This window comes from Gordonia amicalis, assembly GCF_022059885.1.
GTDB lineage: Bacteria > Actinomycetota > Actinomycetes > Mycobacteriales > Mycobacteriaceae > Gordonia > Gordonia amicalis.
In genome coordinates, this window is record NZ_CP091855.1 from 4295362 (window position 1) to 4307854 (window position 12493).

At 66.7% G+C, this 12493-nt stretch carries 13 protein-coding genes; 9 read left to right on the plus strand and 4 right to left on the minus strand.

What is annotated here, in order from left to right:
* Window positions 1–6: 6 nt before the first annotated feature.
* Window positions 7–792 carry an electron transfer flavoprotein subunit beta/FixA family protein gene (locus tag IHQ52_RS19750; protein WP_024500543.1) on the minus strand — a complete coding sequence of 262 codons (786 nt, stop codon included), beginning with the start codon at window positions 790–792 and terminating at the stop codon, window positions 7–9.
* A gap of 231 nt (window positions 793–1023) precedes the next feature.
* On the opposite strand from IHQ52_RS19750, the gene IHQ52_RS19755 reads away from it, so the two are divergent.
* From IHQ52_RS19755 to IHQ52_RS19790, 8 genes are all read left to right on the plus strand, one after another.
* The gene (locus tag IHQ52_RS19755; RefSeq protein WP_024500544.1) at window positions 1024–1842 is read left to right on the plus strand and encodes a class I SAM-dependent methyltransferase; all 819 of its coding nucleotides are present in this window, start codon (window positions 1024–1026) and stop codon (window positions 1840–1842) included.
* 3 nt (window positions 1843–1845) lie between these two features.
* Complete coding sequence (locus IHQ52_RS19760; RefSeq protein WP_024500545.1) at window positions 1846–3405, plus strand: 1,4-alpha-glucan branching protein domain-containing protein; 1560 nt, start codon at window positions 1846–1848, stop codon at window positions 3403–3405.
* Window positions 3405–4688, plus strand: a complete 1284-nt coding sequence (locus tag IHQ52_RS19765) for a glycosyltransferase family 4 protein (protein ID WP_024500546.1) — start codon at window positions 3405–3407, stop codon at window positions 4686–4688. Before IHQ52_RS19760 ends, IHQ52_RS19765 begins: the two co-directional genes overlap by 1 nt.
* 145 nt (window positions 4689–4833) lie before the next feature.
* The gene (locus IHQ52_RS19770; protein ID WP_024500547.1) at window positions 4834–5355 is read left to right on the plus strand and encodes an alternate-type signal peptide domain-containing protein; all 522 of its coding nucleotides are present in this window, start codon (window positions 4834–4836) and stop codon (window positions 5353–5355) included.
* Between the two features lie 11 nt (window positions 5356–5366).
* Window positions 5367–5939 carry a hypothetical protein gene (locus IHQ52_RS19775; RefSeq protein WP_024500548.1) on the plus strand — a complete coding sequence of 191 codons (573 nt, stop codon included), beginning with the start codon at window positions 5367–5369 and terminating at the stop codon, window positions 5937–5939.
* Window positions 5936–6604, plus strand: coding sequence for a signal peptidase I (locus IHQ52_RS19780; RefSeq protein WP_024500549.1), 669 nt, complete (start codon window positions 5936–5938; stop codon window positions 6602–6604). The genes IHQ52_RS19775 and IHQ52_RS19780 overlap by 4 nt, the downstream gene beginning before the upstream one ends.
* Complete coding sequence (locus IHQ52_RS19785) at window positions 6601–7158, plus strand: hypothetical protein (protein ID WP_024500550.1); 558 nt, start codon at window positions 6601–6603, stop codon at window positions 7156–7158. The genes IHQ52_RS19780 and IHQ52_RS19785 overlap by 4 nt, the downstream gene beginning before the upstream one ends.
* Entirely contained in the window at window positions 7158–8690 is a 1533-nt protein-coding gene (locus IHQ52_RS19790) for a S24/S26 family peptidase (protein ID WP_024500551.1), read from the plus strand. Before IHQ52_RS19785 ends, IHQ52_RS19790 begins: the two co-directional genes overlap by 1 nt.
* 13 nt (window positions 8691–8703) lie before the next feature.
* On the opposite strand, the gene IHQ52_RS19795 is transcribed toward IHQ52_RS19790, so the two are convergent.
* Window positions 8704–9471 (minus strand): acyltransferase, encoded by a 768-nt coding sequence (locus IHQ52_RS19795; RefSeq protein ID WP_024500552.1) that lies wholly within the window; start codon window positions 9469–9471, stop codon window positions 8704–8706.
* A gap of 90 nt (window positions 9472–9561) precedes the next feature.
* Here IHQ52_RS19795 and IHQ52_RS19800 point away from each other — a divergent pair, with 90 nt between their 5' ends.
* Complete coding sequence (locus IHQ52_RS19800) at window positions 9562–10899, plus strand: outer membrane protein assembly factor BamB family protein (protein ID WP_024500553.1); 1338 nt, start codon at window positions 9562–9564, stop codon at window positions 10897–10899.
* 72 nt (window positions 10900–10971) lie between these two features.
* On the opposite strand, the gene IHQ52_RS19805 is transcribed toward IHQ52_RS19800, so the two are convergent.
* Complete coding sequence (locus tag IHQ52_RS19805; RefSeq protein ID WP_024500554.1) at window positions 10972–12171, minus strand: THUMP-like domain-containing protein; 1200 nt, start codon at window positions 12169–12171, stop codon at window positions 10972–10974.
* Window positions 12172–12227: 56 nt separating this feature from the next.
* Entirely contained in the window at window positions 12228–12485 is a 258-nt protein-coding gene (locus IHQ52_RS19810; protein WP_006436043.1) for a hypothetical protein, read from the minus strand.
* Between the last annotated feature and the right edge of the window lie 8 nt (window positions 12486–12493).

Consider the following 12493-nt stretch of genomic DNA (forward strand, 5'->3'; position numbering starts at 1 on the left):
GGAAGATCAGATGATCTTCTGACCGACCAGGTACTCGGCGACCTTCGTGCCGCCGTCGCCTTCGTCGGTGACGCGCTCGCCGGCGGTCTTCGGCGGCTTCGGGGTCGAGGAGTTCACGACGCTGCCGGCGTTGGCCAGGCCCACATCGGTCGGCTCGACATCGATCTCGGCCAGCGAGACGACGGTGACTTCCTTCTTCTTCGCGGCCATAATGCCCTTGAAGGACGGGAAGCGGGGCTCGTTGATCTTCTCGTTGACGCTGACGATCGCCGGGAGCTGCGCCTCGACGTGGAAGATGCCCTCGTCGGTCTCACGCTCGCCCTTGAGGGTCTCGCCCTCCAGGGTCAGCTTGCGCAGATGCGTCAGGTGCGGCAGTTCGAGGTACTCGGCGATCATCGCCGGGATCGCGCCGACACGGCCGTCGGTGGCCTCGTTACCGGCGATGACGAGCTCGACACCCTCGACCGTGCCCAGCGCGCGGGCCAGTACATAGGCGGTCTGAACCGCATCCGAACCGTGCAGCAGATCGTCCTTGATGTGGATCGCCTTGTCCGCACCCATCGACAGTGCCTTACGGATGGCGTCGGTGGCCCGGTCGGGACCAGCAGTCAGGATGGTGACCTCACCGCCGTCGGCCTCCTTGATCTTCAGCGCTTCTTCGACGGCGCGCTCGTTGATCTCGTCCAGCACGGCGTCAGCTGCCTCACGGTCCAGGGTGTAGTCGTCGTCGGACAACTTGCGCTCGGACCACGTGTCGGGAACCTGCTTGATCAGTACGACAATGTTTGTCATGGGTCTACGTCGACCTCCTGCGTCGGGTTCGGCAACTTACCGGCGGGTAAGGCCATGGGTCTCCCCCACTTTAGCGTTTCCTATGTTCTCACTAAACACCGACTACCTCACACTATGGAGCGGCACCGGACCTGCGGGTGAGCCCAGCGGCGACGACGGCCGATCGCTTGTTCGGTCATCGGCGCCGGGACGAACCGGGAGGCCGCGACCCCATGCCCTACGCTCGTGCAGATGACTGACGCAGACCTCGGTTCTCCGCCGACCGCCGGGACGACCGGTCTGGAGGCCCTCGACACCGACCGGCAACTGGCACTGACCGGTGAACGGACGGTTCCGGGCATCCCCGCGGAGAACTACTGGTTTCGCCGCCACGAGATCGCGTACCGCCACATCCTGGACCGCTGCACGGGCCGCGAGATCCTCGAGGCGGGCTCGGGCGAGGGTTACGGCGCCGCGATGATGGCCGACGCCGGGGCGTCGTCTGTGGTCTGCGTCGACTACGACACCGCTGCGGTCGAACACACGCGTCGCCGTTACCCCGGACTCGTCGTGCACCAGGGCAATCTGATCGACCTCCCGCTGGCCGACGCATCGGTGGATCTCGTGGTGAACTTCCAGGTGATAGAGCACCTCTGGGACCAGGCCGCGTTCATCGCCGAGTGCCGCCGGGTGCTGCGTCCGGGTGGCGAGCTGCTGATCTCGACCCCCAACCGGATCACTTTCTCCCCCGGTCGCGACACACCGCTCAACCCGTTCCACACCCGTGAGCTGAACGCCGCCGAACTCACCGAACTCATCGTCGAGGGCGGGTTCACCCTCGAGGCGATGCTCGGCGTGCACCACGGCCCCCGCCTGGCCGCACTCGACGACAAGTGGGGCGGATCGCTGATCGACGCCCAGATCGAGCGGGCCCTCGCCGGCCAACCATGGCCCGCCGACCTGGTCGACGACGTCGCCGCCGTCGTCGCGGAGGACTTCGCGGTACTCGACGCGCGCGACTCCGACATCGACGCCTCGCTCGACCTGTTCGTGGTGGCGATCCGGGACTGAGGAATGACCATCAGCACCACAGAGGTTCCGGGACAGTTCACCTTCGTCCTGCACTCACACCTCCCCTGGCTGGCCAATCACGGTCGCTGGCCGGTCGGCGAGGAATGGCTCTACCAGTCGTGGGCGTCGTCGTATCTGCCGTTGTTCGATGTGCTCGAGCGGCTGGCCGCCGACGGCTTCACCGACCAGTTGACCCTCGGCCTCACCCCGGTCCTGGTCGCGCAGCTCGACGACCCGCACTGTGCGTCGTCGATGTACGAGTGGCTCGCCGACTGGCAGCTGCGGGCCATCCAGGCCGCGACGTCGAGCGATACCGACCGCGCCGACGCCGGCCGCCGCGAGTACCTCGCCGCCCAGCGTGCGCTGGACACCTTCGAGACCAAGTGGCGCCACGGGGCCTCGCCGCTGATCCGCCACGTCGCCTCGAGCGGGGTCGCCGAGATCCTCGGCGGACCGCTCGCGCATCCTTTCGCCCCGCTCCTCGATCCTCGCCTACGGATGTTCTTCCTCCGAGAGGGACTTGCGGACGCCCGCGCGCGTTGGGGTTTCGACCCGGTCGGGATCTGGGCCCCCGAGTGCGCCTTCGCTCCGGGCATGGAATTCGAGTACGCCCGCGCCGGCGTCGGGCATTTCATGGTCGACGGCCCGACCCTGCACGGCGACACCGCTCTCGGGCGGCCCGTCGGCGACAGCGGCGTCATCGCCTACGGGCGTGACCTGACCGTGAGTTACCGGGTGTGGTCGCCGAAGTCGGGCTACCCCGGCCATGCCGCCTACCGCGACTTCCACACCTACGACCACGAATCGGGACTCAAGCGGTTCCGCGTCACCGGACGCTCGGTACCCGGCGACGAGAAGAAGCCTTACGACCCCGCGCGCGTCGACGCCGTGATCGACCGCCACGTCGAGGATTTCGTCGGACACGTCCGCGACCGCCTCATCGAGGAATCCGCGCGCATCGGCCGGGACGCACTCGTCGTCGCAGCCTTCGACACCGAACTGTTCGGACACTGGTGGCATGAAGGTCCGGTGTGGCTCGAACGGGTCCTACGCCGTCTTCCGGAGGTCGGGGTGAAGGTCGGAACCCTCGCCGGCGCAACCCGATCCGGACTCGTCGGCGAGCCGGTCGATCTCCCGGCGTCGTCGTGGGGATCGGGCAAGGACTGGCGGGTGTGGAACGGCCCGCAGGTTCAGCATCTCGTCACGCTCAACGCGGAGGTCACCGAGACCGCTCTCGATGCCGTCGCCAAACTCCTCGCCCACGGAGGCGAACGGAGCCGCGTTGCCGATCAGATCGTGCGGGAGGCACTGCTGACGTTGTCCTCGGACTGGCCGTTCATGGTGTCGAAGGACACCGCCGCGCAGTACGCTGTCTCCCGAGCGCACACCCACGCACACGCCACGCGGGAGATCAGCGATGCCGCGATGCGCGGTCGCGACGACGCGGCGGCGACGCTCGCGCAGAACTGGGCGCGGGCCGACAATCTCTTTCCCGGACTCGACGCGCGCCGGTTGCACGCGATCATGACCGCAGATGGGTGTAGTGCCGAGGGGGGCATCTGATGAGAGTGCTGTTCGTGTCGTGGGAGTACCCACCCGTGGTGGTCGGTGGCCTCGGCCGGCATGTGCATCACCTCGCCACCGAGATGGCCGCCGCCGGACACGATGTGGTGGTCCTGACCCGCCGCCCGTCGGGGACCGATGCGGTGAGCCATCCGACGACCGACACCGTCGTCGAGGGTGTACGCGTGATCGCGGTCGCCGAGGATCCGCCGGAGTTCGAGTTCGGGCAGGACATGATGGCCTGGACTCTCGCCATGGGGCACTCGTTCATCCGAGCCGGTCTCAAGATCCTGGCCGGTGAAAGGGCATTCGCGGATTCTTCGACTCGATGGATTCCCGAAGTCGTGCACGCACACGACTGGCTGGTGGCCCACCCGTCGATTGCTCTTGCCGAATTCTTCGACGTGCCATTGGTTTCCACGATCCATGCCACCGAGGCCGGCCGGCACAGCGGCTGGGTCAGCGGCCGGACGAACCGGCAGGTGCACTCGGTCGAGTGGTGGCTCGTCGCCGAATCCGATGCTCTCATCACATGTTCGGCGTCCATGCGCGACGAGGTGAATCGTCTCTTCGGCTACGACGCAGCCGACATCGCGGTGATCCACAACGGGATCGACATCCGCACATGGCCGTTCGCGCCACGAACGCGGACGACCGGTCCCGCGGAACTGCTGTTCGCGGGGCGACTCGAGTACGAGAAGGGCGTGCAGGATCTGCTGGCCGCACTCCCCCGCATCCGGCGCAGCCATCCGGGCACCACGCTGACCATCGCCGGTGACGGTACACAGCGAGACTGGCTGATGGAACAGGCTCGCAAGCACCGGGTGAGCAAGGCGGTACGGTTCATCGGCGCCGTCGACCACGACGAACTGGTGACCCACATGCATCGGTGCGACGCGATCGTGTTGCCGAGTCGGTACGAGCCGTTCGGCATCGTCGCCCTCGAGGCGGCGGCCACCGGTATCCCGCTGATCGTCTCGACCGCCGGCGGTCTGGGTGAAGCGGTGCAGGAACCGGATACCGGCCTCACTTTCGAACCGGCTGACGTGGCAGGTCTTGCCACCGCGGTGCGGGCGACGCTGTCGGATCCGGATGCGGCAGCGCAACGTGCCTTACGTGCGCGGGCCCGGCTCACGGCCGAATTCTCCTGGGCCGAGGTGGCCGAACGCACGGAGTCGGTGCATCTGGCCGCCAAACGGCGAGTGCGTCATCCGGTTGGGCGCCCGGATATTCCGATGCGACCGTTACCGGAACGCGACCCCGGGAAACCGGTCGAGCACTAATTTGCACTTTCCGTAACAAAAGTGTCACCAGTCACAGGAATAACATCCGTTTCAAGTACGGCCCCTTTTTTTATTCGTTAGCGTGACGTTCGTTCCTCATCTCCAAGGTGATGGGGTATGACATTTCCCTCGGAGGGGCACGATCATGAATCGGAAAACCAAAGGCGCAATATCGGTCGGTGCGGGGGCGATCCTACTCCTCGGGGGGATGGGATCGTATGCGTTGTGGAGTGATGAAGAGGACGTGGCCGGCGATGCGATCACCACGGGCGACTTCGGGCTCAACTGTCCCGCAGGCACGTGGACCGATGTTTCCGGGGACGTACCTGTGGTCGCGATCGACACGACCACCGATCTGATGGTGCCGGGCGATACCTGGGAATACAGCGCCAACTGCACCGTGACGGCCACTGGCAAGAACATGAAAGCCGAATTGTCGGTCACCGGGGTCGGCACCGGTTCCACCACCCCGTCGACGACTTATGTGACCACGACGACTCAGGTGGCCGGCGGTACTCCTAATACGCCCGTGGTCGTCACAAACGGTCAGGTTCTCGCGGTGACCGTGACCGTCGCATTCTCGTCGACGACACCAGACACCGAATTCACCAACGGCACGATCAATGTCAGCGGAATGAAGATCGCACTGAATCAGGTGCGGCCCTAACGGCTGATTCGATGTCCGAAGCCCGAAAGCGGCGGGGCGTCCTCTACGCCGCCCTGGCGATCCTGGTGGCCGTACTGCTCTTCGGATCGGTGCGGACCACCGGGGCGCTGTGGGCCGAGCAGGCAGATGTCTCTGACACCGACATCACCACCGGGACAATCGGTTTGGCACCGGGTACCGGCGGCGGTTCGTCGTTCACATTTCCTGCGCTGAACGGCACCAATGTGATTCCGGGCCAGGCCCAGCAGGCCGTCCTGACCATCACCAACGCCGGCTCGACGCCGTTGCGGTTCCGGCTCGCGTCTGCCGGACCGTCGGTGTCGACGCCCGGCGCGACGGTCACGGTGAACCTCTCAGGTGCCCCGGGGGCGAGTTGTCCCGGGACCGGAACTCCGCTGACCGGTGCGTTCACCGCGCAGGACACGTCGAGTCCCGGTACCGGTTTCACCTCGCCGTGGACGCCTCTCGCCAAGAGTGCCTCCACCTCCTGGTGCGTCCGCGCCGAGCTCGTCTCGGTGACCGGAACACAACCGGCGACGTTCACCATCAACTTCAGTTTCGCAGCGGAGCAGACCCGGCCATGAACGAACCCACAGCACCCGCTGTCGACGAGAGTCCTACCGTCAAGTTCGGCCGGGATGAATCTCTCGAAGCCACAGACAGTTCTGCCGAGCAACCGGCCGAGCGACGCAGCGTCCTCCACCACCTCTGGCAGGTTCTGTCCTGGCTGCTGCTCATCGGGGCCGTCGCGATCATGTGCCTGACGATCCTCATCCCGAAGATCGCCGGAGCACAGCCCTATACGGTTCTCACCGGCTCGATGGAGCCGGACTATCCCCCGGGCACGCTCATCGTCGTGAAACCCCGCCCGGCGGATGAGATCGGTGTCGGCGATGTGATCACGTATCAGATCCGTTCGGGTTCACCGGAAGTCATCACGCACCGGGTCATCGAGGTGACACGGGATGACGACGGCGAGCCACGATTCATCACCCAGGGTGATGCCAACGGCGGCGCCGACGAAGACCCGGTCCGCCCCGTCCAGGTGCGTGGCACGCTCTGGTACTCGGCGCCCTACTTCGGTTGGGTCAACAACTGGTTCATCGGGCAGCGTCGCACGGTGCTGATATTCGTACTGGCGGGCACGCTGTTCGTCTACGGCGCATGGCAATTCATCGCCGATCGGCGCGAGCGCCAGGACGAGGAAGAATGCGGCACGGCACCATCCGGTCCGGAGACGATTGCATGAATCGTCCGAGGTGGTCACCGGGCACGTCACGCCGAGTGCGTGCGCTGCTGACGTGCGGAGTCCTGCTGACGACCGGCGCTATCGGTACCACGGCACTGTGGTCGACAACTGCAGCGACCACGTCGGGCACATTCACCACCGCGAACCTCGAGATCAAGGCCAACGGTTCGGTCGCACACACTTTCGCGTTCCCCGGAGCCCTCCTTCCCGGGAACACGACCGCCTATGTGGTGAACGTTCAGAACACCGGGTCGGTGCAGTTCCGCTACGACGCCAAGGTCTCCAGTTCCACCGTGTTGGGGCGGGCCATGAGACTGCGCGTGGTCAGCGGCGGCACCGTCAGCGGATCGACCTGTTCGGGCGGTACCCAGATCGCGTCCGATCTCGCGATCACCGCCGGCGCCGTCGCCTTCGCCACGAGCCGTGGTCCCTTGGCCGCCACGACCGGCACCGAGGCGCTCTGCATGCAGCTCACCCTGCCGTCCACGGCAGCCGGATCTCTCGCCGGCACGAGCGGGTCCGTCACCTTCACCTTCGATGCGACGGGCCCGTGATGGACAGCACCGGATCGGAGAACTTCCCGACCGCCGAGTTCGCGGCGCAGCAGCAGCGCCGTCGGGGTGACCGCTTGCTGACCGTCGGCGCGATCCTGGGCGGCATCTGTCTGGCCGCAACAGCTCTCGCGCTGATCCTCGGGGTGCGCCCGGTGATCTTCGAGACCGGTTCGATGGCGCCCACGATTCCCACCGGATCACTGGGACTCAGCCGCACGGTGCCCGCCACGTCGGTGCATCCGGGCGACGTGGTCAGTGTCATCCGCGACGATGGCGTCCGGGTGACCCACCGCGTCACCGCAACCGGCGAGCCAGTCGGCAACTCCGTCTCGCTGACCTTGCGCGGCGATGCGAACAGCGCCCCCGACCCGCAGACGTACGTGATCACCGAGGTACAGCGGATCGTCGGCACCACGCCGATTCTCGGCTATGTGGCGGCCTGGCTGAAGAATCCGTACACCCTGACACTGCAGGCTGTCGCGGTCGTGTTCCTGCTCGCGGTCGCGTTCGCACCTCGACGGGGATGGCGCAATTCGCCTGCCGGGCAACGAATCGTAGCCGGGACCGCCGCCGCAACCGTTGTCGCACTGAGCGTATCGAACGTCCACGGCACGGGCGAGGCGAGCGCGCTCACCGGTCAGGCCACCGCCACCGGTTCGGTGACCACCGGACGACCGTCGAACCCATCGTTCACCTGTACCAACACGGTTCGGCCGCTCATCTCCGACACGGTCACCCTCAGCTGGCCGAACCCACCGGCGAACGTGACCGCGGGGTACATCTACGAACTCCGGTTCCCGTCCCTCCCCACGATCAATCCCATCTCCGTGCCGGCGACTTCGGGACTAGGGGATCCAGCACACTATGAGTTCTCGTCGACCCTGATCGGAGCACTCCTTGCCCTCCTGGCGGGTGATACCACCGTGACCCTGACCGTCAAGGCCGGGAACTTCCCGTCGGCAGTCAGCCTCAGTCACCAGATCGGCGCTGATCTGGGGCTCCCCGTCGGTATCGAATGCAAACCCCCGGGCACCGTCACCGCACCTGCGGGCGCGGTGGCATTCCTCGCCGCACCGGAGGCGTCGGTAGCCGAAGAGACGACCTCGACAACGGCCGATGAGTCGCCCGTCCCGAGCGTCACCGAGGACTCCGCCGACCCGACGGCCAGTTCCTCGACCGTCTCCGAGCTGCCGGCCGGCGGGACCCTCAGCGGCTCCGGAGAGTTCGCTTTCTACTACGACGACACCGAGGTGACGATCCGGGACGTGGAGACCACCGATGTCGAGTACCGGGCGCAGTTCTCGTCCGACAGCCTGGTCCGCTGGCTTCCCGACACGTCGACGCTGGAGATCAGCGAACCCGATGGCACGGTCACGCTCGTCGACCGGAGCGGCTCGCGATGGACGGAGACCGTCGACGAGCCCGACGCGACCGAGACGACGACCCCGGCCGGCGAACTCGGGTCGGCAGAGACCACGTCGGCAACGATTGCGTCCCCGGTGCCCGCGGCAGTCGAGCCGACCGAACCGTGACGTGCCGACAGATCTACTTGTCGGCTTTCTGCGCGGCAGCCTTCTCCGCCGCCGCCTTCTTGCGTTCGATGTCGGCCAGGGCGCGTTCGAGTTCGGCACGCTGCTCGGCGTTCTTCGCCCAGTCGTCCACGCGGTTCTTGACCACGCGGGCCGGGGCACCGACCGCTATCGAGTAGTCGGGGATCACCCCCTTGACCACCGCGTGCGAACCGAGGACACAGCCTCGGCCGACGATGGTGTTCCGCAGCACCGACACCTTGGCGGCGACCCAGGTGTCCGGCCCGATCCGAACCGGACCCTTGACGATGCCCTGGTCCTTGATGGGCAGCGTGATGTCGTCCATCTTGTGGTCGAAGTCGCAGATGTAGCACCAGTCGGCGATGAGCGTCGAACCGCCGATCTCGAGGTCGAGGTAGGAATTCACGACGTTGTTGCAGCCGAAGACGGTCTTGTCGCCGATCTTGAGGCTGCCCTCGTGGCAGCGGATCGAGTTGCCGTCGCCGATGTGCACCCAGCGCCCGATCTCCATCCGGGCGAGCTCGGGCGTGCAATGGATTTCCACGTTGCGCCCGAGGAAGACCATGCCCCGCAGTACGACATGCGGGTTGGCCAGGCGGAACTTCGCGAGACGGTAGTAGCGGACCAGGTACCACGGCGTGTACGCCCGGTTGCGTTTCACCCAGCGCAGCGAATCGAGAGTGAGGAATCGTGCCTGCTCCGGATCGCGGCGACGGCCCGCGCGGCGCCGGGACCGGTAGGAGGCGTTCCACATGGTGGTCATGGGACAAACCCTAAACGACCCGTTTTTCGCACACGATAGGCTCACTCCTGGCACGTGCAGTGCCCGTGAGGACCGACGATGAGGAGCGCGATGGCCTTGGCACGACCGCAGGTGTCCCGACACCGCAGATCCGCGGTGACCCGCCTGTTCGTCGCCGTCACCGCCGCGTGCTCGCTGGTGCTCGCCGGCTGCTCCGACGGACACATCGACGTCCGATCGATCCCGAGCGTCGGCTGGCCCAGCTACGGCGGCGTCGCCGGCAATGCGAACTTCGCCTACGCCGACGTCCCCGACGACCTCGCCCTGAGTTGGACGCGTCCCACCGGCGGACCGGTCACCGCGCCCGTCACCATCTCGGGCAAGGGCAATGTCGGCGTCACGTCGAATGCCGCCCAGGGCTGCAACGTGCTGGTGCTTGACGGCCGGTCGGGTCGCAAGAACTTCTGCAAGGACATGCGCGCAGGGGTCGAGATCAACGCGATGCTCGTCGACCAGTACGACCAGCCGTACCTCGGCGAGGAGACCACTTTCCTGGCGTTCAACGCCGGCGGCGCGATCCGCTGGCGTGCCGGCGTGATCGGCGTCCCTCTGTCGGCGAAGTTCGCCGCGCCGAATGAAGTGCTGGTGACCACGACCCAGGGCCAGATCCTGCTGATCGACACCCAGCGCAACGAACTCGTCGCCCCCGAGGTGAAGCTGCGCGACGACGCCGATCCGGAGCAGCCGCTCCTCGGCTTCGGCGACTGTGTGCGCAACGGACCGCAGTGCGCGATTCCCGCGCCCGCCGCCGTCGACACCGGCCGAGAACGCTTCTACCTCAACTTCTTTCCCGAGGGCGCCGCGTCGTCGCAGATCCGGTCGATGAAGTACAACAAGGTGGGCGGCAAGCGCGAGGTGCGGACCGCCTGGACGGCCGATGTCCCGAGCGGAGTCGTCGGTACGCCGACCCTGTCCGCCGACGGTGCGACGCTCTATGCGTTCTCGCGCGACGGCAAGATCGTCGCGCTGAACACCGAGGACGGGTCGACCAAGTGGACGCAGGACATCGGCGGTCACGGCTTCGCGACGATGACCGTGTCGCCCGACGGCCTGATCATCCCCACCGGTTCGCTCGGCGCCCCGCTCACCCTTTACCGCGACGCGGGTGACCGTGCCGAACGCCTCTGGCAGCGCACCGATCTCGCCACGGTGAGCCTGTCGGCGCTCACCCAGCAGAAGACCGCGTGGAGCGTTGTCCGGGACGCCGGCAAGGACACGCTGTCGCTGGTGGAGGTCTCCACCGCGGACGGTACGACCAAACGGTCTCTGCCGCTACCGAACTCCGCGGGTTTCGCGACCGGTGTCTCGATCTCCTACTCGGGTCAGGTCGCCACCGCGACCAACCTCGGTGAGGTGTACTTCTTCGACAGCAAGGCGAACCTGGGATAAGCGTCCGAACAAGAATGCGGGCTGAGTGCCGGAAACCGGCACTCAGCCCGCATTCTGTTTGTGCGTGGTCGCTCAGAAGCGCACACCCGGTTCGCAGATGAACGCGGTCCCCTTGCGTCCGATCCGGGTGAGCACCACCGACAGTGGGCGATCGCCCTTGGGTTTGAGCTTCTTGCGGAGCTGGTCCGGGTCGACGTCCAACCCGCGGACAAGGATCTCGAGCGGTCCGCAATCATGGACGGCCAGAGCCTTGCGGAGGACCTTCTCGGTCACCCCGACCTGTTCGATCACCCGGAAGCCACGTGCCCCGGCCGGCACCGAATCGCCGGTCAGATAAGCGATCTGCGGGTCGAGCTGCCAGAGACCGAAACGGTGCGCGTAATGCTTGACGAGTCCGGCGCGCACGATGGCGCCGTCCGGATCGACGATCCACTCCCCCGCCTCGCCGGCCGGCACCTCGTCGTCCTCGTGGTCGGTGATCTCGAACAGCGACACCGACCCGTCGGGTCGCGTGCGCAGCACGGTTGCCCGGCGTCGGGTCTCGATCCCCGGCCCCGACCACAGGCAGGCTTCCCGGACGCCGCCGTCGAGCGAGGTCACCTGGACCTCACCGTCGAAACCGAACCTGTTGCGCAGCATCTGATGATCCAGTCCGGGAGCACATTTCACGATGAGCACGCGACCGGCATAGGTGGCGAGCAGTTCGAGGAGCGGCGGGGTCAGCTGGTCGAGCCGGAAGATCCGGCCGGCGTCGGAGCGGCGGGCCGGGTCGGCGAGCAGGACGTCGGCACTCGAGGTCGGGGTCAGCGCATCGGCGACCAGGAGCGTCGCGTCGGGTACGTTGTGGCGTGCCATCGCGAGCCGGACCCGGTCGAGGTCGCTGCCGATAGCTCCCGAGATCCCGCTGGCGCGCACCAGTTCTCGGAGCTCGGCCCCGATCGAGCAGGTCATGTCGTGGACGACCGACGCCGGGAAACGGCCGGCGATCTCGGCGGCGCGGTGTTCGGCAACCACCGAGGCGGTCGCCTGTTGCAGTGCGTCGTCGGTGAGCAGCAGCTCGGCGGGATCCCGCAGTTTCGTCGTCGCCCGCCGACGACAGCGCACGGTTTCGATCAACGCGGCGTCGTGCGGTGCATACCGGCTGCGGACCTCGGTGATGTCGGACAGCATCGACGACGACGTGAGCGCGAGACCCGACACCGTTTCCAGCGCCTTCTCGCCGTGCCGCGACCGCAGGAAGCCGACGTCGTCGAGACTGAAGGAGTAGCCCATGATCCTTGCAGGCTACCGTCGCCGGGCCCGGGTACCCGCGGCCAGGTTCGTCGGCGCTACCCGCGCACTTCGGAGATCGCCAGCACCACCGTCTTGCCGTCATCGGTGCCCAGCGACTCGTCGCCGGGATCCTGGTCGACCAGCGTGAAGTGTTTGACGTTGCCGAGATTCAGGAAGTGGGCCGTGCCCTCGACCTCGAGCGCGATCGGTTCCCGCTTGTCGACGACTTCCCGGAGGAACTTCTTCACCTCCGCCACCGGCTCGGCGAAGAGCAATCGGAGGTCGAACTCGTCGGATGTGAGGAGCGTGGCCATAGCCCATG

Excerpts from the sequence above, each read along its gene's own strand:
- IHQ52_RS19750 (WP_024500543.1), bottom strand. The coding sequence starts at position 792 with ATGACAAACATTGTCGTACTGATCAAGCAGGTTCCCGACACGTGGTCC.
- IHQ52_RS19780 (WP_024500549.1), top strand. The coding sequence starts at position 5,936 with ATGAACGAACCCACAGCACCCGCTGTCGACGAGAGTCCTACCGTCAAG.
- IHQ52_RS19775 (WP_024500548.1), top strand. The coding sequence starts at position 5,367 with ATGTCCGAAGCCCGAAAGCGGCGGGGCGTCCTCTACGCCGCCCTGGCG.
- IHQ52_RS19770 (WP_024500547.1), top strand. The coding sequence starts at position 4,834 with ATGAATCGGAAAACCAAAGGCGCAATATCGGTCGGTGCGGGGGCGATC.
- IHQ52_RS19755 (WP_024500544.1), top strand. The coding sequence starts at position 1,024 with ATGACTGACGCAGACCTCGGTTCTCCGCCGACCGCCGGGACGACCGGT.
- IHQ52_RS19785 (WP_024500550.1), top strand. The coding sequence starts at position 6,601 with ATGAATCGTCCGAGGTGGTCACCGGGCACGTCACGCCGAGTGCGTGCG.
- IHQ52_RS19790 (WP_024500551.1), top strand. The coding sequence starts at position 7,158 with ATGGACAGCACCGGATCGGAGAACTTCCCGACCGCCGAGTTCGCGGCG.
- IHQ52_RS19760 (WP_024500545.1), top strand. The coding sequence starts at position 1,846 with ATGACCATCAGCACCACAGAGGTTCCGGGACAGTTCACCTTCGTCCTG.
- IHQ52_RS19765 (WP_024500546.1), top strand. The coding sequence starts at position 3,405 with ATGAGAGTGCTGTTCGTGTCGTGGGAGTACCCACCCGTGGTGGTCGGT.
- IHQ52_RS19800 (WP_024500553.1), top strand. The coding sequence starts at position 9,562 with ATGGCCTTGGCACGACCGCAGGTGTCCCGACACCGCAGATCCGCGGTG.
- IHQ52_RS19795 (WP_024500552.1), bottom strand. The coding sequence starts at position 9,471 with ATGACCACCATGTGGAACGCCTCCTACCGGTCCCGGCGCCGCGCGGGC.
- IHQ52_RS19810 (WP_006436043.1), bottom strand. The coding sequence starts at position 12,485 with ATGGCCACGCTCCTCACATCCGACGAGTTCGACCTCCGATTGCTCTTC.
- IHQ52_RS19805 (WP_024500554.1), bottom strand. The coding sequence starts at position 12,171 with ATGGGCTACTCCTTCAGTCTCGACGACGTCGGCTTCCTGCGGTCGCGG.